The organism is Marinomonas sp. TI.3.20 (assembly GCF_038155025.1).
Taxonomy (GTDB): domain Bacteria; phylum Pseudomonadota; class Gammaproteobacteria; order Pseudomonadales; family Marinomonadaceae; genus Marinomonas; species Marinomonas flavescens.
In genome coordinates, this window is the sequence record NZ_JBAKAS010000014.1 from 19,028 (window position 1) to 40,001 (window position 20,974).

Sequence of the window (20,974 nt, forward strand, 5' to 3'; positions counted from 1 at the left end):
CTGTCGACCAATATAACAAGCCGATTAACTGTCTGAACTCAACGCAGCTAATTGCTCCGCTTGGAATTCATTAACAAGAGGATTGACCAAAACATTCAATTCCCCAGCCACAATTTCATCCAACTTGTACAGTGTCAAATTGATACGATGATCGGTAACACGGCCTTGTGGGTAATTATAAGTACGAATTCGTTCAGAGCGATCGCCACTGCCGACAAGAGACTTACGCTCTTCGGATTGCTCGCTTGCCGCTTTTTCTTGCTCTGCCGCCAACAAACGAGACGCCAACAACGACATCGCTTTAGCACGGTTTTTATGCTGTGAACGCTCTTCCTGACACTCAACAACCACACCGGTCGGAATATGGGTCAAACGAATGGCAGAATCTGTTTTGTTAACGTGCTGACCACCCGCACCAGAAGCACGGAAAGTATCAACACGTAAATCACCTTTATTAATGATGATATCAGCAACTTCGTCCATTTCAGGCATAACCGCTACGGTACAAGCTGAAGTATGAATACGGCCTTGTGATTCTGTCGCAGGCACACGCTGCACTCGGTGTACGCCCGATTCGAATTTAAGCTTTGAATAAGCGCCGTCACCAACGATTCTTGCAATGACTTCTTTATAGCCGCCATGGTCGCCTTCGTTCGCACTGACAATTTCAACTTTCCAACGTTGCGTTTCCGCATAGCGTGAATACATGCGAAATAAATCACCAGAGAAAATCGACGCTTCATCGCCACCCGTTCCAGCACGAACTTCCAAGAAAACGTTGCGCGAATCGTTAGGATCTTTAGGCAATAACAGTTTTTGTAGAACCAACTGCAATGCTTCTTGCTGTTGCTGACCAGCTTTCATTTCTTCCACACCCATCTCTTTAATATCAGGGTCGGAATCTGTCATCATCAGCTCAGCCTCTTCAATGTTATCTGCGACTTGCTGATACTCATTAAAGCATTTTACAACCGGCTCTAATTCCGCATACTCTTTTGAGTAAGAACGAAATAAATCCTGATCCATAATAACTTCAGCTTCACTTAACTGCACAGCAAGTTCATCGTAACGATCAGACAAGCTTTCTAATTTTAATTTTATTGAATCTTTCATTTTTAATTATCTTTATCTTCATAAATGCCCAAAACATTTGCGGCAATGGTTAATGCGTCTTGATCTGCATCGGCTCCGGCATCTCGTAGGTAGCGAGTCGGAGCATGGATCAATTTATTCATAAGACCATGAGCAAGCTTGTTAATCACTTGCTCTGGCGAGTGGCCAGACTCTAAACTTTTCAGCGCCTTGACCAGTTCAATATTTTTGATATCTTCAGCAGTATGTCGATAGTCAACAATCAAATCCGATACTTTACGCGATTCCACAATTCGTCGGTAAGAATCGACCCCTTCTTCAATGATCAACTCAGCCGCTTTGGCTGCATCTTGCCTTGCTCTGACATTTTCTTCAATCACAGAATGCAAGTCGTCGACCGTATAGAGGTAAATATCTTTCACCTCTTCTACTTCTGGCTCAATATCCCTAGGCACAGCAATATCAATAAGCAACATTGGTTTATGGCGGCGTTTGGATGAAGCACGCTCCACCATTCCCTTGCCGATAATCGGTAATTGGCTCGCCGTCGATGAAATAACGATGTCCGCTTCAGCAAGATAATCGCCTATGTCACCTAACATAATCGCTTCAGCATTCAGATCATTAGCCAATGTTTCAGCACGAGCTAACGTTCTATTAGCAATAATAATTCGCTTAACACCCTGCTCTTTAAGATGTCTAGCGACTAACTCTATCGTTTGTCCTGCACCTATCAATAATGCCGTATTTTTTTTAATATCTGCGAAAATGCGTTGCGCTAAACTCACCGCGGCAAAAGCGATCGATACTGGGTTTTCACCAATCGCGGTATCGGTTCGTACGCGCTTAGCAATAGAAAACGTTCGTTGAAAAAGAGATTGTAAGTCAGGGCCAATACAAGTCCCTTCTTGAGAAACCGCATAGGCTGATTTAACCTGCCCTAAAATTTGAGGCTCCCCTAAGATCAAAGAATCCAAACCAGAAGCAACCCGCATGATATGGCGCACGCTGTCATCGTTTAAATGTGTGTAGCAATATTGCTTGAGATCATCAAAGTCCAGCCCATGGTAATTACCAAGCCAGCGAATAATCTCATTCGCATCTTCTACATTATCAACGGAACAATATAGCTCTGTACGATTACATGTAGATACGATGACCGCTTCATTGGCTTTTTGATTAGAAACCAGAGAAGACAAAGCCTCCACCATTTTTTCAGGAGCAAAGGCGACTCGTTCACGAATCCCTACAGGGGCTGTTTTATGGTTGACACCCACGGTAATTAGCGGCATTAAGAAACTCTTTTCAAGGATCGGGATCACAGCACAAGGAGAAAAGGAATAAGCATTCCAGCACGGCTCTTTACATAAAGAGGACACATTATACGAGAAATTAGCTTATTTTCGCACCCCATAGGATCAATAAAAGTAATAGGATTAGTTTATAGTTGTGGCTGACACAACCTACCGGTTAACGATACCATAAGGGTTATATGAATTTAGCATCGAGAACACACATGCCTCCTTATTTGCACACCTTTATCTGTGCACGCACTAAATTGTCTAAAGTAAGGCTAGTCGCTACATTCATTCTTATTGCGAGCTCCTTTACTTTATTTGGTTGCAGCTCAGTGCATCAATCCAGTGATACGCCAAAAGAGCAGGATAATACAAGTACTCTTGCCACCACGTACCCAGATGACCAAATCAAAGAACTACTTGAAGCCGAATTTACACTGCAAAGAGAAGGCCCCAGCCAAGCTTTTTTGCCATTTTATAAAATCACTCAAAAAACCAAAGATAAAGCGCTAGCAGAAAGACTCGTTCACATTGCGGTTGCCAGCCAAAATAATACCAACATTGAGAAAAGTACAGATCTGCTGATTTCCATTTCTCCAAACGACGAACAAGCCTACGCTCTAAAACTGCAAATGCTAATGCAATCAAATCGCCCTAATGATGCATCAGCGGTTATCGTAACAGCGCTCAAAAAAGGGATATCTATTAAGTTCCTACCTCTTTTTATCGATAAAAACATCCGCAACAACGACTTAATGAATACAGTAGCCGCTACCTTAAAGCAGCTCCCTAATGAGGACCACAAAAACCTCTTTATTAAAGCCAGCGATGCTCGCGTCCAATTTAGTTCAGGCAACTATCAATCGGCGATACAAACAAGCAGCGAGTTATTAGCAAATAAAAACACCACCGACACAGAACCGCTTTTTCTGATTCTAGCTTATAGCCAAGACCAGCTCGGGAATAAAAACACAGCCATTTCTTCAATCGAAAAAGGCCGCACCCGTTTTCCACAAAGCACTCGACTATTAACCCCTTTGCTAGAATTTTTAGTGCAATCAAAACAATTGGACAAAGCGTCTAAAACGTATAAAGAAGCCAAACTAAACCACGTGGATCGCATTCAAGCTGGTATCAACTTTAGCAACACCCTACTTTCCAACGGATACCCTGGTGCAGCATTATCAACATTGAATCAGTTACCAGAAAAACAATATGGCTTTGAAGATCAAATCCATTATTTAATTGCCAATGCTTTATCCGACCTTGGTAAAAAAGGCCAAGCAATTAAAGAAATGAACAAGGTTACTGGCATATTAAACACCCACGCAACTAACCAAATAGCACTTTGGCTCTATGACGAAGACCAAGAAAAACAAATTAACAACATGGTATTACAACGCACCTCTAGAGAGCACATTCCGGAAGTTGTCACTGCCATTTGCCGTTTGCACGAAGAAAATAAACACAACGACCTATCATTAGAGCTATTAAGAAAAACACTACAAATCTACCCTCAATCAGATGCATTACGCTATCGTAAAGCACTACTTGAAGACACAATGGGAAACTGGAAAAATACGATTGTCGAACTGAAATTCCTGCTGCATAAAAGTCCACAAAACACTCAATACTTGAATGCTCTAGGCTATACGCTTCTAACACACACTCACGATACAACGAAGGCAATGAGCTACATAGAAAAAGCCTACCAACAAGACCCAGAGGATCCGGCGATCGTTGATAGTTTAGGCTGGGGGTTTTTCTTACAGGATAAGCTATCAAGAGCGTCCTTTTATCTCAAAAAAGCTTGGGATATATTAAACGATGCTGAAATTGGTGCTCACTATGGTGAAGTTTTATGGCAACAAAAAGCCAATCAGCAAGCCATTGATATTTGGAAAGAAGCGCTTAGTAACAATCCAAACAATACTTTATTATTAGAAACAATTAAACGGTTACATCCTTCTCTATTAGAGAACAACCAATCAGAAATTAAGGATAATTAATGATGCTCTTCCGTTTCGTCCTCTTAGCGCTATTTACGATGTTGTTGGCGGCCTGCTCTAGCCAACCGCAAATACAAACACCTCCACCCTCTAGCGTTAATGCTATTCAAAAATGGGCTGCGCAAGGTCGTGTTGGCATTAGAACAGAACAAGACGCGGTATCTGGTAATTTTAGCTGGAGCCACACACCAAATACATTCGACCTAAGAATATACGGCCCATTCGGACAAGGAAGCACCGAGCTTAGCAAAAATAAGGAAGGCCGAGTCGTATTAGCCTATGAAGGTAAAAAAATAGAAGGTTCTGATGCTGAACAGCTACTGAAACAACGCCTAGGCTGGCGTTTCCCTGTACGCCAAGTCGCCTATTGGATACGAGGGTTGCCGTACCCAAATACTCCCTACAAAATCACCAAACAATTCAAAAGCGACCTTCCGAGTCAAATAACTCAAGATGGTTGGAGCATTTCTTACGAAAGATTTTCAGACATTCGAGGCTTATCTCTGCCACAAAAAATGCAGATATCTCACCCGCCTTATCGAGTTAATCTAATTATTACCCAATGGACTATTCAGTAAATCGCATGAAACTCCCCTCTCCGGCGAAATTAAATCTTTTTTTGCATATTACAGGTCGACGTGATGACGGCTATCATAATTTGCAAACTCTTTTTCAACTCACCGATTTCTGCGACACGCTAGAGTTCGTGATAAACGAAGAAGATCGTATCAGCATATCACCAGAAATAGCTGAGCTGCCCCTTGAAGAGAACCTTATCTTTAAAGCGGCAAAACTACTAATGCCTTATCGCCAAAACTTATGCTTTGGGGTTGATATTGTGTTAGAAAAACAACTACCTATGGGGGGAGGAATTGGTGGCGGTAGCTCTAACGCCGCGACCACTTTATTGGCACTTAATACGCTATGGCATTGTGATTTACCCTTGGAGAAACTCGCTGAAATAGGTCTTCAATTAGGTGCAGACGTCCCCGTCTTTGTTATGGGGGAATCTGCTTTTGCAGAGGGTGTTGGCGAAAGACTCCAACCCATTCAATTAGAGACACCTTATTTTTTAATCATAAAACCCAATTGCCACGTATCCACTGTTCAAATATTTACCGATAAACATTTGACAAGAGACACTCCTCCCATCAAAATATCGCACGCCTTAGAGCTGGGTGGGCACAATGATTGTTTAGACGTGGTGATAAAGCACAATTCTGAAGTAAATGAAGCGTACTTATGGCTTAAAAATCATGGGGATGCCAAATTGACCGGAACGGGAGCTTGTCTGTTTTTGGCATTTGATGACCAGAAAGACGCTGAGCAATTAAAAGCGTCTACACCTGAGAAATGGCAAGCTCGGGTTTGTCGAGGCTGCAACATCTCTCCAACTCACACTGCGCTAAACCAATGGATTGAGAAAAATAAGGGATAGTTAGCCAAGTTACTCGCTAATCTACCCAGCTGTTCTATGTTCATCGTTTCAAAATACAAAGGGTATAACAGTGTCTAAGTTAATGGTTTTTACCGGTAATGCAAACCCTGAGCTCGCTCGCAGGGTAGTTCGCCGCTTAGGCTTACCCATCGGAAATGCAACCGTAGGTAAATTTAGCGACGGTGAAATTGCGGTTGAGATTAATGAAAACGTTCGAGGTAAAGACGTTTTTATCATCCAGTCCACTTGCGCTCCTAGTAATGATAATTTAATGGAATTGATTGTGATGGCAGACGCTCTGCGTCGCGCATCCGCTTCTCGCGTAACGGCAGTCATTCCTTACTTTGGTTATGCTCGACAAGATCGACGCGTTCGATCTGCCCGCGTTCCAATCACCGCAAAAGTGGTTGCTGATATGATTTCTGCGGTGGGCATTAACCGTGTATTAACGGTCGACCTACATGCCGATCAGATTCAAGGCTTTTTCGATATCCCTGTGGATAACGTTTATGCTACGCCATTATTACTAGATGACCTACAGCGCCAAGGCCACGAGAATATCGCCGTTGTCTCGCCTGATGTGGGTGGTGTTGTTCGCGCACGCGCTTTTGCAAAATTGTTAGACGATGCAGATCTGGCCATCATTGACAAACGCCGACCTCGCGCTAATGAAGCACAAATCATGCATTTGATTGGTGATGTTGCTGGCAAAACCTGCGTACTTATCGATGATATGTGTGACACCGGTGGCACTTTATGCGCCGCTGCCAAAGCCTTAAAAGAACATGGTGCTGCGAAAGTATTAGCTTACTGCACTCACCCTGTATTATCTGGCAAAGCGATCGAAAATATAAAAAATTCCGTGCTTGATGAGTTGGTCGTGACTGATACCATCCCATTGACACAAGAGGCGCTTAATTGCCCTCAAATACGCCAATTGTCGATGTCTGACATTATGGCGGAGGCTGTTCGTCGCGTATGCAACGAAGAGTCTATCAGTGCCATGTTTGGGGCCTAATCCAAACACATTCGCTCGGAACGGGTCGCAGTTCTGGGCACAACTTACTATTTATTAGGAATAATACCATGACATTATCTGTTAATGCCGCTGCCCGTACTCTAGAAGGTAAAGGTGCGAGCCGCCGCCTTCGTAAAGAAGGCCTAGTGCCTGCCGTAATCTACGGTGGCAGCGCAGAACCAAAATCCATTACGTTTAAAGACAACGAAATACTGAAAGCTGTTACAACGCCTGGTTTCCTAACTAGCATTGTAGAAGTATCTGTTGACGGAAAAGCGGAAAAAGTACTTGTTAAAGCACTTCAACGCCATCCAGCAACAGGCAACGTAATGCACATGGATATGCTACGTATTGCTGAAGACCAAACGATCACGACTCGTGTTCCTTTAACTTTCATCAACGCAGCTAAAAGCGACGGCGTTAAAGCTGGCGGTCGCTTGACTGTTGAAGCTAAACTAGCGGAAGTTCGTTGCCTACCAGCAAACCTTCCAACTGAACTAGTTGTTGATGCTATCAACGGCCAATTCGGTCAGATTTTCCACCTATCTGATACGACTATCCCTGAAGGCGTTGAGTTAATCGCTTTACTTAAAGGCGAAGATCACGACCAACCTATCGCTCGTATCGGTAAAGTGAAATAGTAAAAACCATTAAAGGTGTAGTATTGTGGCAGGTTTCAAATTATTAGTCGGTCTGGGTAATCCAGGTAGCGAATACGAGAATACTCGTCACAATGCAGGTGCACAGTGGATTGAGGCATTGGCTCGTCAGAGCCAATGCCTTTTACGTACTGAAAAAAAATTCTCAGGCCAATTTGGCAAAGTTTCTATAGCTGGTGAAGAATGCTACTTACTTATTCCCACCACCTATATGAATTTAAGCGGGAAAGCGGTACAAGCCGTTTGTCAGTTTTATAAAATCCCTCCAGAAGAAGTTCTTGTCATTCATGATGAACTTGATATCCCCCCTGGCACAGTTAAGCTTAAAAAAGGTGGCGGCCACGGCGGCCACAACGGCTTAAAAGACATCATAGCAAAACTGGCAAATAATCGAGATTTTGGGCGATTACGAATAGGCATTGGCCACCCCGGACATGCCAGCCAAGTGGCTAATTATGTTCTTAAAAAAGCCTCACCAGATGACTACAGCAAAATACAGCAAACGATCGATGAATCGTTACGCTATGTGGATGATATTGTACTCGGCAACCTCAATCCCGTGATGAATCATTTACATAGCTTCAAAGCATAACCACTTAATTATTCAGGAATATCACTATGGGTTTTAATTGCGGCATCGTAGGGCTACCTAACGTTGGTAAATCAACTCTTTTTAACGCCCTAACCAAAGCAGGCATAGGTGCAGAAAACTTCCCCTTTTGTACTATTGAGCCAAATGCCGGCGTCGTCGCCATGCCTGATCCTCGTTTAGACGCTCTCTCTGAAATAGTGAAGCCTGAACGCGTACTTGCCACCACAATGGAATTTGTTGATATTGCTGGCCTTGTAGAAGGCGCATCAAAAGGCGAAGGTCTTGGCAATAAATTCCTTGCCAATATTCGTGAAACAGACGCTATTGCTCACGTAGTTCGATGCTTTGAAGATGACAACGTCATCCATGTATCAAACAAAGTAGACCCTAAAGCAGACATTGAAGTCATTAATTTAGAATTAATCTTTGCAGATCTAGAATCTATAGAGAAGCAAATATTCCGCACAGGAAAAAATGCAAAAAGTGGTAACAAAGACGCCATTGCCCACAAAGCATTTCTAGAAAGTATTAAAGATCACCTAGAAAACGGCTTACCTGTTCGCGCAATGGAAATGTCCGAAGATCAAGAAAAAGAAGTAAAGGCATTTCACCTCTTAACCACCAAACCAACGATGTACATTGCTAACGTTGCTGAAGATGGATTTGAAAACAACCCACATCTAGATCAAGTCCGTGAAATTGCCGCCGCAGAAGGTGCCATGGTAGTTCCCATTTGCAATCAACTAGAAGCAGAAATCTCTGAACTGGACCTAGAAGAGATGCAAGAGTTTCTAGATGAAATGGGCATGACAGAGCCAGGACTCGACCGAGTCATTCGCGCAGGCTATGAGCTCTTAGGCCTTCAGACCTACTTCACAGCAGGCGTTAAAGAAGTTCGTGCATGGACAGTCAAACAAGGCGCAACTGGCCCACAGGCAGCCGGTGTGATCCATACAGACTTTGAAAAAGGCTTTATCCGCGCAGAAGTCGTTGCTTATGATGATTTCATCCAATATAAAGGTGAAAGTGGCGCGAAAGAAGCTGGTAAATGGCGTTTAGAAGGAAAAGAGTACATCGTGAAAGATGGCGATGTGATGCATTTTCGTTTTAACGTTTGATTTATTAGAAAAAAATCTAGAAAAGACTTGACCCATTAACGACTTATATGAATAATATCGCGCCACAGAGACAGCAGATCGTAATACGAAAACTGTCCTTGTGATAGTCTATTGGGGTATAGCCAAGCGGTAAGGCAACAGGTTTTGATCCTGTCATGCGTAGGTTCGAATCCTGCTACCCCAGCCAATAGACGACGGCTATGTAGCTCAGTTGGTTAGAGCACATCACTCATAATGATGGGGTCACTAGTTCGAATCTAGTCATAGCCACCAACAATTCGATATTGGGGTATAGCCAAGCGGTAAGGCAACAGGTTTTGATCCTGTCATGCGTAGGTTCGAATCCTGCTACCCCAGCCATCGAAAGACAAAGTACAAAAATAGAGTTTAGGCTATGTAGCTCAGTTGGTTAGAGCACATCACTCATAATGATGGGGTCACTAGTTCGAATCTAGTCATAGCCACCACTCGACGATAATATGATTTTTGGGGTATAGCCAAGCGGTAAGGCAACAGGTTTTGATCCTGTCATGCGTAGGTTCGAATCCTGCTACCCCAGCCATCATATCCACATCGCACACACCACCACCTCATAATGCATTAACTCCATACTGACATCCTCATTACTTCTTTCTTACTCCTTATTTTTCTGGATTTTGTTACCTGAAGACCTATAATGGAAGAAATTTGTCAATCTTTCATTTATGGATGCTACATTATGATGAAATCAGCCCTAGTCCTTACCACTGCTTTACTAGCAGGCGCAGCGCATGCCGATGTTCTTGGTCTTACCGCCGAGGTTGGTTCTTACTCTCCAAGCGCCGATAATAGCTTTATCAACAATCACGGTAGCAGCAAACAGTCTGCCGATCTTGATGGAAAAAGCGGCACCTATTTTGGTATTGCTTTTGAACACCCGCTACCTATCATCCCTAACGTTCGATTCCAAAGCCTTAGCTTGAAAGCAAACGGATCAGTTGGTGGTTCATCTGCCAAGTTAGACCTTTCTCACCAAGATTACACACTTTACTACGAATTTCTTGATGGGCTTCTTTGGATCGACCTAGACGCCGGCCTAACCCTACGTAAATTTGATGGTTCTGTGACGATAGCAGGCTCTAAAACAGATTTATCTGACTCTTACCCACTTGGCTACCTTTCTGGATACGTCACTGTCCCAGGTACTCGCCTATCCTTTGGTGGTGAAGTGAAAGCTGGCGGTTTCGATGGCTCAAGCATCACAGACACTACTTTAAAAGTAAAATACGAAACGCCTTTCTTAGTCGGTATCGAAGGCGGCTATCGCAAAATGAACCTAGACCTAAGCGACATCGGCGGGAAAAACGTTAAAAGCGATTTCTCTGGCGTCTTTATCGGTGCTTTTGTCGATTTCTAAAAAAGCGACTGCATAAAAAAGCCTCGCTGAATCAGCGAGGCTTTTTTTAGCTAAACAATAAGTAAAACGATTACTCGAATAAATTAAGCAGACTTAGTAAAAACAATTTTTTTGTCTACGACATTCGCAAGAATATGATCGCCTGAAACAAAGTCCCCAGACAACAATTGGTTCGCTAATGGATTCTCTATCCATTGCTGTATAGCTCGCTTCAAAGGTCGAGCTCCGTAAATAGGATCATAACCTATCTCCGCCAACTGATCTGACGCAGGCTCTGACAAGGTCAAAGTCATCCCCATTTCACTCAATCGATCATTTAGATGCGCCAATTGAATTTTAGCAATGCCTTTAATTTGCGCCTGCATTAATGGATGGAAAACGACCGTCTCATCTATGCGGTTAATAAATTCAGGCCTGAAGTGCATACCCACCACTTCCATCACTTTAGACTTAATTTCTTCATATTGATCATCGGATTGGTACCCTTGAATAACATCAGAGCCAAGATTCGACGTCATAACAATAACGGTATTTCTAAAGTCCACCGTTCTACCTTGGCCATCTGTTAAACGACCATCATCCAACACTTGAAGTAAAATATTAAATACATCTGGATGCGCCTTTTCTATTTCATCAAGCAACAACACAGAGTACGGACGTCGCCTTACTGCCTCGGTCAAATAACCGCCTTCTTCATAGCCAACATAGCCTGGAGGCGCACCGATCAATCGAGCCACAGAGTGCTTCTCCATAAACTCAGACATATCAATTCGCACCATCGCCTGCTCAGTATCAAATAAGAACGTGGCCAATGACTTACATAACTCGGTTTTACCGACACCAGTAGGCCCTAGAAAGAGAAATGAGCCATTAGGGCGATCAGGATCTGCCAATCCAGAACGGGAGCGCCTTACCGCATTAGAAACAGCATGAACGGCCTCATCTTGTCCAATAACAGACTCATGCAACGCATCTTCCATGCGCAACAAACGATCCCTTTCGCCTTCCAGCATCTTATCTACTGGAATACCAGTCCAACGAGACACGACCGTAGCAATTTCTTCTTCTGTCACTCGATTTTTCAACAGCGTCGTTTCAGCCTGCTCTTCAGCTTGACCCGCTTTTACGATCTCCGCTTCCAGCATTGGAATAACACCGTATTGCAGTTCTGACATTTTTGCCAAATCACCTTTACGACGAGCTTCTTCCATTTCCTGCTTGACAGACTCCAACTCTTCTTTTAATTTTTGCGCCCCCTGAAGAGAGGCTTTTTCAGCATTCCAAATCTCTTCTAAATCAGAATACTGCTTCTGCAGCACCTCAATTTCTTCCTCCAATTCTCCTAAGCGCACCTTAGAAGCCTTGTCTTTTTCTTTCTTAAGCGCTTCTTTCTCAATTTTTAATTGAATCAAACGGCGCTCTAGGCGATCCATATCCTCAGGCTTAGAATCCATTTCCATGCGAATTCGACTCGCCGCCTCATCGATCAAATCAATGGCCTTATCAGGCAATTGGCGATCCGTAATATAACGCTGGGACAACTTGGCCGCCGCAATAATCGCTGCATCAGTAATATCCACACCGTGATGCACTTCATAACGTTCTTTCAAACCACGCAAAATCGCAATCGAATCCAGCACCGTAGGCTCTTCGACTAAGACTTTTTGAAAACGACGCTCAAGAGCAGCATCTTTTTCAATATACTGGCGATATTCATTTAGTGTGGTCGCGCCTACACAATGAAGCTCACCGCGAGCCAATGCTGGCTTCAGCATATTACCCGCATCCATAGAGCCTTCCGCTTTACCAGCCCCAACCATGGTGTGAATCTCATCAATAAACAGGATGATTTGCCCTTCTTGCTTAGACAACTCATTCAGCACCGCTTTCAGGCGCTCTTCAAATTCACCACGAAATTTCGCGCCAGCAATCAAGGTACCCATATCTAACGATAGGACTCGTTTATTTTTCAATCCTTCTGGAACTTCGCCATTAATAATGCGCTGCGCTAAACCTTCCACAATAGCGGTCTTACCAACACCGGGCTCACCAATAAGCACAGGGTTGTTTTTGCGACGACGCTGAAGCACCTGAATAGTGCGACGAATTTCATCATCTCGACCAATCACAGGATCCAATTTACCTTCAGCCGCTTTAGCGGTTAGATCCACAGTATATTTATCAAGTGCCTGACGATTCTCCTCAGCATTTGGGTCATCAACTGAATCGCCACCACGAACATTATCAATAACCGAAGCAATATCAGCCTTCGTCACACCTGTCGCTTTTAATGCTTTTGCTAAATCATCTTTACCATCAAACATGACCATTAAGACCAATTCAGATGAAATAAATTGATCTTTTCGTTTTTGTGACTCTTTATCCGCTAAGTTAAACAGACGCCCCAATTCAGGTGAGATCTGCACATTGCCATCATGGTCATTCACTTTCGGTAAACGATCTAGCAGGGCGTTTAAGCCTTCTCGAAATTTCGCTACCTGAATACCCGCTTGCTGGAGAATCGGACGAGTGCTACCGCCCTGCTGATCCATCAAAGCAATAATTAAGTGAAGAGGTTCTATATAAGAATGATCCTGCCCAAGCGCAATGGATTGTGCATCGGAAAGTGCCAACTGAAGCTTGCTCGTTAAATGGTCGATTTGCATTTTGACCTCCTTGAAAAAGGGAAATATCTTTTGTTACTGATTAAATAGGTCCGCTTAATGCCTTTTCAATAGGGGAGTGTCATTTTTTTGACACTCATCAATAAAAAAAACAATTTTTCACACGCTGAACAACTCTTCCAACCAAATAACCGAGGCCATTCTTCCAGTCTTACCATCGCGCCGATAAGAAAAGAATTGATCTTCATTTTGATAAGTACAAAAATCGCCACCATACACTTCAGTCACACCTTGGGCGACCAACCTTTGGCGAGCCAACAAATAAAGATCACCTAACCACTTTCCATTATTCTGAAGTGTAAATGCCGCTTCTGCCTCTTTCTGCCGCTCAATAAAAGCGTCTCGAACCTCGCCCCCTACTTCAAAGGCTTCAGGACCGATAGCTGGTCCCAACCAAACTACAATGTCATCCGATACATTGAAGTGGCTCAAAGTTTCCTCTAGGACACCAGAGCACAAACTGCGCCAGCCAGCATGAGCAACTGCAACTTGAGTACCCGACTTATTACAAAAAAATACGGGGAGACAGTCAGCTGTCAATACTGCACAGACCTGCCCTAGCTCTGTCGTAGTCGCAGCATCAGCAGCAATAGAGCCACAATCATTAGGTAACACAGCAACATCAATTCCATGCACCTGATTAAGCCAGATCAAACTGTCTGGCATAGCAACAATAGACGAAAAAAGTTGGCGGTTAGTTTGCACATCACTCATTTTATCACCAACATGCGCCCCTAAATTAAGCGAACTAAACTCTCCCTGACTGACACCGCCCTTTCGCGTTGATACATACGCCTTTACATTAGCTGGCACTGGCCATGAAGGGGTTAAATAAGCTTGAGATGATTTGCCGGTCACATTTTTCTCCAATAAAAAAATCCATTAAGAACAGAGAGTAAAGCAGAGCAATAAAACAGGGCAAAAAAAAGCAGCCGAAGCTGCTTTTTTATTAGAAATATTCCGAGTCATCGCTGTCCGATTCTTTCAGATCCTTTTTCAAGGCATCTAATAGCAACTGCATATCCTCAGGAAGATCAATCTCCCATTGCATCCACTCCCCCGTAATAGGGTGTGATAACTCTAGCTTTTTGGCATGCAGCGCCTGACGGCGAAACCCTCGTAATGCCTCTTGTAAGCCTGGCGTACACGCTTTTGGCATTTTAAGGCGTCCACCATATTGTGGATCACCAAGTAACGGATATTGAATATACGCCATATGAACACGAATCTGGTGTGTACGCCCTGTTTCAAGCTTAAGACGTATGTGCGTATGGTTTTTAAAACGCTTCACTAATCGATAGTGAGTCACAGCGTCTTTACCATGCACCGGCTCAACCGCCATTTTCTGACGGTTATGAGGATGACGCCCAATAGGCTCATCAACAACCCCACCACCAGTCATCTCACCAATAGCAACAGCCTCATACTCACGCCCCATGCTACGCTCTTGCAGCTGAGCCACTAGATCTGTTTGCGCCGCCAAAGTTTTTGCAACTACCATCAAACCGGTTGTTTCTTTGTCTAGACGATGAACAATACCCGCTCTAGGCACATGGGCTGTTTCTGGCGCGTGGTGCAAAATGGCATTCATTAACGTGCCATCTCGGTTACCCACAGCAGGGTGAACTACCAAGCCTGCCGGTTTATTTACAATAATAATATCATCATCTTCATAAATGATATCCAGTGGCATTTCTTGTGCCTCATGGTCTTCCTGGTCCTCAAGAACAACGTCAAGCGTTATCACTTCACCACCAAACAACTTCTCTTTTGGTTTGGTGATTTTACCATCGACAAGAAGGGTTCCCTCTTTTATCCAAATCTTGATTCTCGAACGGGAATAATCATTAAATAGCTCAGTCGCTACTTGGTCGAAACGAGTACCACCCAAATCAAAAGGGACCTGGGCTTCTTTTACTATGCGCTCTGCCATACAATGTATTTCAATCTGTTGTTTTCAGACCTTTGATTTTATCATAAGATCTGAATGTGAAAAAACGTGTAGCATCTTGCCTTTTACTTTGATTTCGCAATAGAACGCTACAAAATGCCGATAGAGGCTAATTTACCACTTCAAGGTTTTGATTATACATGGGATTTAATCGCTCGCTGCTCCGATTCGCAGGAATCGCCAGTTTTTCTTTACTTCTTGCGGCATGTTCAAGCAAACAGGTTCAAGAACCGGACCTCCCAGAACATGCTTATTATGAAAAAGCTCAACAAGCTTTCGCCGAAAATCTTCCAGCAACGGCAGTCAAAAATCTACAAGATTTAGACTCTCGCTATCCATTTGGCGAGTTTAGTACTCGCGCAGAGCTGGATCTAATCTACGCGCAATACGAATCTGGAGATTATATTTCCGCTCACTCAACAGCTGAGCGTTTTATAAAAAACCACCCAGACCATGATGCCATTGACTATGCGTATTACATGCGAGCTTTATCGACTTATACCGGATCTGAAAGTCTTCTCCAACGCTATCTAGATAGCGATCCTAGTAAAACAGATTCACAAGAGCTGCAAAAAGCCTTTAGAGAAATGGGAGACTTCTTACAAAGATACCCTAACAGCAAGTACGCACCTGACGGCAAAGCGCGCATGATCTTCTTGCGCAACACAATCGCTCGCCATGAGTTACAAGTTGCTCGTTACTATCTAAAACGCAAAGCCCCTCTTTCGGCTTTACGTCGAGGTCAGGCGGTTATCGACCACTATCCAACGTCAACATCAGTGGAAGAGGCTTTAGCAATCACGATTCAGTCTTATAATGACCTTAATCTCACTGATTTAGCACAATTAAACTTATCCGTGCTGAAGAACAATTACCCAAACTCCCCTCACCTTAATAAAGAAGGGAATTTCATACCACTACCATTGCCAAGTGACGCAAACCCAAGCTTTTGGTATTGGGTAAGTTTTGGCCTCAGTGACTAGAAAATAAAAAACTAGCAAACAAAAAGCTAACAGCGCACAACTTCTGCTGTTAGCTTTTTACAAAACCTCAATCAGGAAAAGTCCGCATCTGCTGTCCATTTTCCCACTTTTCATATTTTCTCATAACAATAGAAAATAGCTCCGATGCCAAAAACTCTGACAGCCAGCGCCTCACTTCTACATAACGACTACCGTTAAACCAGGCATGATCAACAGCAGCAAACTGACGAACAAAAGGAAAAAGACAAATATCAGCAAGAGACAATGAATCACTCATTATAAAAGCATGGCTTTTTAATCGACCCTCTAACCTACGCAGAAACACCTCTGCGCGACAACGATAATATTCCTCTGAAAACTCTGGATAACGGTCTGCGTATTTATAACGATCTAACCAATATTTAAAGAAATGGTCATTATAATGTATCCAAGACAATAATTTTTGCTGCCTAGTACGCTCGCACGGCCATAAAGAATTTACTAACGTTTGGTTATTTGTATTTTCCAATGACCAAAAAATAATATCTAAACTTTCAGCAAAACGCTGCCCCCTTGAGTCAATCAGCTGAGGAACACTGGTACGACCACCGAGCAACAACAAAGCATCAGGTTTATTTTTTAAAACAACTTCTCTTATTTCTACACGAACATCTAAGATAGCAAGGCAATATCTTGCTCTTATCGCGTAAGGACAACGACGAAAGGAATATAAAATAGGATTCAAAATCTGCTCACAAGACCTGTAACTCAATATACGTTTGAATATACAGCAAAAGAGAGACATAAAAAAACCACACAAGGGCATGGCTTTTTAAATCGCTAAAGTGACCTCTATCGCTCATTACCTAGATAGCGGTTACGTTCTCAGCTTGAGGACCTTTCTGGCCTTGAGTTACTTCAAAAGAGACTTTTTGACCTTCTGTCAAAGTTTTACGGCCGTCACCGTTAATTGAACGAAAATGAACAAACACATCTGGACCACCTTCACGCTCAATGAACCCAAAACCTTTCTCGTCATTAAACCATTTAACAATTCCGGAAACTAATTGACCTGACATAAAAACCTCATTTCTCTTTTATGGTGCTATTAATTTAACACCTTATTTAAAACTAAAAGAATATAATCTTTTAGTCTATCTAAAAGCGCTCAATCTATAAACCTGAAAATAGATTAAAAAACACACTAAGGCTTTGATCATATGACGAAGAAAAACAAATGGGAAGCCCATTACAAAAAAGTTTGTAATTAAATGTAAGATTTATATAAAAACTAATAACTTATCAGGATCGAATTCAATATTTCCCATTAAATACCATTATAATAGAAAAACAAAAATGAGGGTAAAGACATCCAATATGAATATTTGGTTATTAACACACAGTGAAGAGAGAAAGAAAAAAACGGGAACGGGGAAATTAGTACAAGAAGTATTAATGGCCCAATGTAGAATGATTGAATGGGCTAGAAAAAACCCACATCCTGAGCTATTGGCATTGAACCCCAGCACAACCGCCATCGTCTATTTAGTCAATCAGGATTCTCCTACCCTTGAAAGCGACACTTTTTCAAGCATTCAAAATATAATCATCTTAGATGGAACCTGGCAGCAGGCCAGAAAAATGTACAACCAATCCCCCTACCTAAAAAACTTCCCTCATTATGAAATCCAAGGAGAAAAATCAATTTACACAAAACGTAAAAATCAAAAAGAAGCAGGCCTTTGCACTGCAGAAGTGGTCATCCATCTTTTAAATAAAGCGAAATACCCACAAGCAGCAGCACTAAAAGAGAGGTTTCTAGAGTTTAACCAGTAACAGAAACGGTAATATCACCCAGCATATCAATGCTAGCCAACATACTATCACCCATCACGACAGGGCCTACATTCTCCGGCGTCCCCGTCATAATAAGATCCCCAGGTCGCAACTCAAACACCTCTGATAGCTTACAAATCACTTCTTCTATAGACCAAGTCAAATTAGCCACGCTACTAGTTTGCTTTATCTCGCCATTTACTGATAAGGATATAGCACTTGAAGCAACACTAACGGCCAACTCAGGGCTGTGAAGAGTAATAGGACCAATCGGCGCAGACTGATCAAACGATTTACCCACCTCCCATGGTCGTCCTTGTTTCTTAGCTTGCCCCTGCAGATCACGACGCGTCATGTCCAAGCCAACCGCATAACCAAGAACCGAGTCTTTAGCCTGATCGAGAGATAAATTCATCCCTCCTTTACCAAGGGCAACCACCAACTCAACCTCATACTCAAACTGAGAGGTTGCCATAGGATAACGGATGGTATTGTTTACACCATAAGACACAGGAAAAACACAAGAAGCATCTTTACAAAAAAAGAAAGGAGGATCACGGTCTGGATCATCACCCATTTCACGAGAATGCTCAGCATAGTTTCGCCCTACGCAATACACTCGACCGACTGGAAAAAGATCATCGCTATTAGTGACTGGCAACAACACAGCAGGTTGCTTTTCGACGATATACTTCATTACATTCCTCGCGACTCTTTAGATGTTTTTATTATGAAGTAGCATAAGAGGGAGAGGATTATTAGTAAAGCCAATTACTCGCTTCTTATCGTGCAGTAAGAAATAGTCAGTATATTCAGAATATTACTAAATAAACAACTAAAAAAGAGCAGCCAACTTTCATACAGACAAAAAAAAGCATCAGTAAACTGATGCTTTTAATATAAAACTTAAATAAAAAGTCTCATAAAGTATAAAGTTTCACATCACCTAAAGTTAGGCTACGAGAATCTTAGAAAGAGTAAACTACACCAACATTTGAAGTAGAGATACTATTAACTGATCCAGTTTCAAGATAAACATACATAGAGCTGTTTATGCTGTAGTTAGCACCAATTTCAGATTGGCCGTAGCTAGATGCAGAACCGTTTGGACTAACATGTCCAACAGCCGCGTAAATAGTACCCATACCGTAACCGTACGTTGCACCTAGACCAGTTACTTTTTGAGTATCTTGTAGGCTTTCGTAGTTAAGCGCTAGAGTAACATTTTCCATAGGCGCTACAGTTAATTTAATACCAGTAGTCGATTTGTCAACAGCAGTTGTCGCATTTTTACGAGCATCGTAAGCTGCCGCTACAGTGAACATATCTGTAGAGTATTTAACAACAGCCATAGCCGAATTACCTGTTGAACCGCCTACTGAACTATTTGAACCAGAACCTTGAAGCGACACTTGAAATTCAAAGCCATTCATAGATGGAGAGTAATACGCAACAGTATCACCTTCAGGAGAAACGTCATTAGAGTCCCAAGATAAAGCTTCAGAGTTGTCGATACCATCTTGAACAGCATCATTATAGATACCATCAAAAGTACCTACACGAACTTTACCAAAGTTACCTTTAACGCCTACTTCAGCAGTGTCCAATTTTACCTTTTGATAACCTTGTTTAATTAATGGCACTTTGTATTTAATGTTAAAAAAGGCAGTAGTTGAATCATCAATAACTGACTCGCCATTAAAACCTAACGCTGAACCGTTATCAAAAACTTCACCGCCGCCTTTTGTATCTTGGAAGCCGTATTGAATATTACCGTAAAAATTAGCCGTTGTAGTATCTGCTGCGTAAGCAGAGATAGAGGCAAAAGCAGCGCTAGTAACTGCAAGAGCGACAATTGATTTTTTCATTCTCGTTTCCCTTATAGATGATGTATTGCGTTCTTTATTATGAGCGCTTGATATGTGCAAGCAACAATCAAACAATCTAAACATTCTTACGAAATAGGCAACAACAAGGCATTATGTTGCACAATTTATCCTTATTTCGTCATTATTATATACACAGTTTTAAAAAGATGTGAAGACTTCTTCTTAAATTAATATAAATGCAATATAAATCAGGTATTTATAGTCGTTATTTGCATAATTTCCACACCGTGCAGAGGCTAATATACCACCATATTCGCAAGAAATAAGGTAATAAAGAAAAAATATGTCATTTTCTTGAAAATCAACAATGATCCTAAAAAAGAACAGAAGATTGAGAGATGTGTATTTATAGCAGAGCTTTTAAATGCGCGTTATCTAGGTATTTCCGGTGTTTTGAGCAAACACCGGAGAAAGAGACTGTGTTCATTACCACATAAGGTCATCTGGGATCTGAAAATCTGCATAAGGATCCTCTTCATCCTCGACCCTCTCAGTGCGGCTATTACAAACAAGAATATACTGCTCGTCTCGCTCTATAATCTTTAGCGCAACAGGCTCAGGGATAAGCTCATAGCCGCTGTCTAGCTTAGCAATAGCTAAACGTCCTTTTGTTAAGTCATCGTGCATCGCTTGATTAACATAAAGCTTCTTAACCTTTTTTTCATCGGTAAAATGATAGGCAATATCACCGTTTTGCTTGATGATTTTATTTTGCACAATCATTTGACGTATTTGGCCTTGTATCGCCTTTTTCTCGAGCTCTTTTTGCTTCTCTAAATTCAGCTGACGATCTTTCTCTGCTTTTTCTTCACGCTGTTTTTTTAGCTCTAACTGGCGCTCACTATCATCTTGAGCAGCCGCTTTGCCATTTTTTACTTTCTGTTTATGTTGCAGTTTTTCCGCTTTTAGCTTATTTGCTTTCTTTTTATTAACAAGCCCCGCTCCTAAGAGCTGCTCCTGCAATGATTTAGCCGCCATCAAATCACCTCTTTTCTATGCTAAGTAACACATTCGATAATAATCAAATCTTGT

Annotated in this window: 20 protein-coding genes and 5 tRNA genes; 15 read left to right on the forward strand and 10 right to left on the reverse strand. The window is 42.2% G+C overall.

Translation table 11 applies throughout. From position 1 onward, the window contains the following. Positions 1-24: 24 nt before the first annotated feature. Together prfA and hemA are read right to left on the reverse strand one after the other, a co-directional pair. A complete protein-coding gene (gene prfA, locus V6259_RS13795; RefSeq protein WP_133011687.1) occupies positions 25-1,113 on the reverse strand; it encodes a peptide chain release factor 1 in 1,089 nt (362 codons plus the stop codon). Positions 1,114-1,115: 2 nt separating this feature from the next. Continuing rightward, positions 1,116-2,384 carry a glutamyl-tRNA reductase gene (hemA, locus tag V6259_RS13800; RefSeq protein WP_341585012.1) on the reverse strand — a complete coding sequence of 423 codons (1,269 nt, stop codon included), beginning with the start codon at positions 2,382-2,384 and terminating at the stop codon, positions 1,116-1,118. A gap of 224 nt (positions 2,385-2,608) precedes the next feature. On the opposite strand from hemA, the gene V6259_RS13805 reads away from it, so the two are divergent. The 13 genes from V6259_RS13805 (at position 2,609) to V6259_RS13865 (ending at position 10,620) form a co-directional block, all read left to right on the forward strand. Beyond that, on the forward strand, positions 2,609-4,399 hold the full coding sequence (locus V6259_RS13805) for a hypothetical protein (protein WP_341585013.1): 1,791 nt from the start codon (positions 2,609-2,611) through the stop codon (positions 4,397-4,399). Next, entirely contained in the window at positions 4,399-4,977 is a 579-nt protein-coding gene (gene lolB, locus V6259_RS13810; RefSeq protein ID WP_240537021.1) for a lipoprotein insertase outer membrane protein LolB, read from the forward strand. Before V6259_RS13805 ends, lolB begins: the two co-directional genes overlap by 1 nt. A 5-nt stretch (positions 4,978-4,982) precedes the next feature. Continuing rightward, on the forward strand, positions 4,983-5,837 hold the full coding sequence (gene ispE, locus V6259_RS13815) for a 4-(cytidine 5'-diphospho)-2-C-methyl-D-erythritol kinase (RefSeq protein ID WP_341585014.1): 855 nt from the start codon (positions 4,983-4,985) through the stop codon (positions 5,835-5,837). 70 nt (positions 5,838-5,907) lie between these two features. Then, positions 5,908-6,855: a ribose-phosphate diphosphokinase gene (locus tag V6259_RS13820; protein WP_133011691.1), complete on the forward strand. Its 948-nt coding sequence runs from the start codon at positions 5,908-5,910 to the stop codon at positions 6,853-6,855. 68 nt (positions 6,856-6,923) lie between these two features. Next, the gene (locus V6259_RS13825; protein WP_133011692.1) at positions 6,924-7,496 is read left to right on the forward strand and encodes a 50S ribosomal protein L25/general stress protein Ctc; all 573 of its coding nucleotides are present in this window, start codon (positions 6,924-6,926) and stop codon (positions 7,494-7,496) included. 25 nt (positions 7,497-7,521) lie between these two features. After that, positions 7,522-8,106, forward strand: a complete 585-nt coding sequence (gene pth / locus V6259_RS13830; protein WP_133011693.1) for an aminoacyl-tRNA hydrolase — start codon at positions 7,522-7,524, stop codon at positions 8,104-8,106. A 26-nt stretch (positions 8,107-8,132) separates the two neighbouring features. Next, positions 8,133-9,224 carry a redox-regulated ATPase YchF gene (gene ychF, locus V6259_RS13835; protein WP_133011694.1) on the forward strand — a complete coding sequence of 364 codons (1,092 nt, stop codon included), beginning with the start codon at positions 8,133-8,135 and terminating at the stop codon, positions 9,222-9,224. A gap of 112 nt (positions 9,225-9,336) precedes the next feature. Further along, positions 9,337-9,411 (forward strand) — tRNA-Gln (locus tag V6259_RS13840). Between the two features lie 9 nt (positions 9,412-9,420). Continuing rightward, positions 9,421-9,497 (forward strand) — tRNA-Met (locus V6259_RS13845). Positions 9,498-9,509: 12 nt separating this feature from the next. Further along, positions 9,510-9,584, forward strand: a tRNA-Gln gene (locus tag V6259_RS13850). 30 nt (positions 9,585-9,614) lie between these two features. Further along, positions 9,615-9,691 (forward strand) — tRNA-Met (locus V6259_RS13855). A gap of 20 nt (positions 9,692-9,711) precedes the next feature. Beyond that, positions 9,712-9,786 (forward strand) — tRNA-Gln (locus V6259_RS13860). Between the two features lie 156 nt (positions 9,787-9,942). Beyond that, the gene (locus V6259_RS13865; RefSeq protein WP_341585015.1) at positions 9,943-10,620 is read left to right on the forward strand and encodes a TIGR04219 family outer membrane beta-barrel protein; all 678 of its coding nucleotides are present in this window, start codon (positions 9,943-9,945) and stop codon (positions 10,618-10,620) included. Between the two features lie 83 nt (positions 10,621-10,703). On the opposite strand, the gene clpB is transcribed toward V6259_RS13865, so the two are convergent. The 3 genes from clpB to rluD form a co-directional block, all read right to left on the reverse strand. Then, entirely contained in the window at positions 10,704-13,286 is a 2,583-nt protein-coding gene (gene clpB / locus V6259_RS13870; RefSeq protein WP_341585016.1) for an ATP-dependent chaperone ClpB, read from the reverse strand. A 117-nt stretch (positions 13,287-13,403) separates the two neighbouring features. Next, a complete protein-coding gene (gene pgeF / locus V6259_RS13875; protein WP_341585017.1) occupies positions 13,404-14,162 on the reverse strand; it encodes a peptidoglycan editing factor PgeF in 759 nt (252 codons plus the stop codon). Positions 14,163-14,253: 91 nt separating this feature from the next. After that, positions 14,254-15,237, reverse strand: coding sequence for a 23S rRNA pseudouridine(1911/1915/1917) synthase RluD (gene rluD, locus V6259_RS13880; protein ID WP_341585018.1), 984 nt, complete (start codon positions 15,235-15,237; stop codon positions 14,254-14,256). Positions 15,238-15,395: 158 nt separating this feature from the next. Here rluD and V6259_RS13885 point away from each other — a divergent pair, with 158 nt between their 5' ends. Next, a complete protein-coding gene (locus V6259_RS13885) occupies positions 15,396-16,238 on the forward strand; it encodes an outer membrane protein assembly factor BamD (protein ID WP_341585019.1) in 843 nt (280 codons plus the stop codon). A 67-nt stretch (positions 16,239-16,305) separates the two neighbouring features. Here V6259_RS13885 and V6259_RS13890 read toward each other — a convergent pair whose 3' ends face one another. Together V6259_RS13890 and V6259_RS13895 are read right to left on the reverse strand one after the other, a co-directional pair. Then, complete coding sequence (locus tag V6259_RS13890) at positions 16,306-16,962, reverse strand: glutathione S-transferase (RefSeq protein ID WP_341585020.1); 657 nt, start codon at positions 16,960-16,962, stop codon at positions 16,306-16,308. A gap of 121 nt (positions 16,963-17,083) precedes the next feature. Beyond that, positions 17,084-17,296 carry a cold-shock protein gene (locus tag V6259_RS13895; RefSeq protein ID WP_133011700.1) on the reverse strand — a complete coding sequence of 71 codons (213 nt, stop codon included), beginning with the start codon at positions 17,294-17,296 and terminating at the stop codon, positions 17,084-17,086. A gap of 277 nt (positions 17,297-17,573) precedes the next feature. Here V6259_RS13895 and V6259_RS13900 point away from each other — a divergent pair, with 277 nt between their 5' ends. Further along, complete coding sequence (locus V6259_RS13900) at positions 17,574-18,053, forward strand: tRNA-uridine aminocarboxypropyltransferase (RefSeq protein ID WP_341585021.1); 480 nt, start codon at positions 17,574-17,576, stop codon at positions 18,051-18,053. Here the strand turns inward: V6259_RS13900 and V6259_RS13905 are convergent. The 3 genes from V6259_RS13905 to V6259_RS13915 form a co-directional block, all read right to left on the reverse strand. Then, the gene (locus V6259_RS13905; RefSeq protein ID WP_341585022.1) at positions 18,043-18,750 is read right to left on the reverse strand and encodes a fumarylacetoacetate hydrolase family protein; all 708 of its coding nucleotides are present in this window, start codon (positions 18,748-18,750) and stop codon (positions 18,043-18,045) included. The two genes, V6259_RS13900 and V6259_RS13905, sit on opposite strands and share 11 nt — an antisense overlap. A gap of 271 nt (positions 18,751-19,021) precedes the next feature. Beyond that, complete coding sequence (locus V6259_RS13910) at positions 19,022-19,921, reverse strand: porin (RefSeq protein WP_341585023.1); 900 nt, start codon at positions 19,919-19,921, stop codon at positions 19,022-19,024. Positions 19,922-20,368: 447 nt separating this feature from the next. Then, entirely contained in the window at positions 20,369-20,920 is a 552-nt protein-coding gene (locus V6259_RS13915) for a DUF2058 domain-containing protein (protein ID WP_341585024.1), read from the reverse strand. Positions 20,921-20,974: the final 54 nt, after the last annotated feature.

What these genes read in the sequence shown, in the direction of transcription:
- prfA (WP_133011687.1), bottom strand. Translation starts at nt 1,113, where the DNA reads ATGAAAGATTCAATAAAATTAAAATTAGAAAGCTTGTCTGATCGTTAC.
- hemA (WP_341585012.1), bottom strand. Translation starts at nt 2,384, where the DNA reads ATGCCGCTAATTACCGTGGGTGTCAACCATAAAACAGCCCCTGTAGGG.
- V6259_RS13805 (WP_341585013.1), top strand. Translation starts at nt 2,609, where the DNA reads ATGCCTCCTTATTTGCACACCTTTATCTGTGCACGCACTAAATTGTCT.
- lolB (WP_240537021.1), top strand. Translation starts at nt 4,399, where the DNA reads ATGATGCTCTTCCGTTTCGTCCTCTTAGCGCTATTTACGATGTTGTTG.
- ispE (WP_341585014.1), top strand. Translation starts at nt 4,983, where the DNA reads ATGAAACTCCCCTCTCCGGCGAAATTAAATCTTTTTTTGCATATTACA.
- V6259_RS13825 (WP_133011692.1), top strand. Translation starts at nt 6,924, where the DNA reads ATGACATTATCTGTTAATGCCGCTGCCCGTACTCTAGAAGGTAAAGGT.
- ychF (WP_133011694.1), top strand. Translation starts at nt 8,133, where the DNA reads ATGGGTTTTAATTGCGGCATCGTAGGGCTACCTAACGTTGGTAAATCA.
- V6259_RS13865 (WP_341585015.1), top strand. Translation starts at nt 9,943, where the DNA reads ATGATGAAATCAGCCCTAGTCCTTACCACTGCTTTACTAGCAGGCGCA.
- clpB (WP_341585016.1), bottom strand. Translation starts at nt 13,286, where the DNA reads ATGCAAATCGACCATTTAACGAGCAAGCTTCAGTTGGCACTTTCCGAT.
- rluD (WP_341585018.1), bottom strand. Translation starts at nt 15,237, where the DNA reads ATGGCAGAGCGCATAGTAAAAGAAGCCCAGGTCCCTTTTGATTTGGGT.
- V6259_RS13885 (WP_341585019.1), top strand. Translation starts at nt 15,396, where the DNA reads ATGGGATTTAATCGCTCGCTGCTCCGATTCGCAGGAATCGCCAGTTTT.
- V6259_RS13895 (WP_133011700.1), bottom strand. Translation starts at nt 17,296, where the DNA reads ATGTCAGGTCAATTAGTTTCCGGAATTGTTAAATGGTTTAATGACGAG.
- V6259_RS13900 (WP_341585021.1), top strand. Translation starts at nt 17,574, where the DNA reads ATGAGGGTAAAGACATCCAATATGAATATTTGGTTATTAACACACAGT.
- V6259_RS13905 (WP_341585022.1), bottom strand. Translation starts at nt 18,750, where the DNA reads ATGAAGTATATCGTCGAAAAGCAACCTGCTGTGTTGTTGCCAGTCACT.
- V6259_RS13910 (WP_341585023.1), bottom strand. Translation starts at nt 19,921, where the DNA reads ATGAAAAAATCAATTGTCGCTCTTGCAGTTACTAGCGCTGCTTTTGCC.
- V6259_RS13915 (WP_341585024.1), bottom strand. Translation starts at nt 20,920, where the DNA reads ATGGCGGCTAAATCATTGCAGGAGCAGCTCTTAGGAGCGGGGCTTGTT.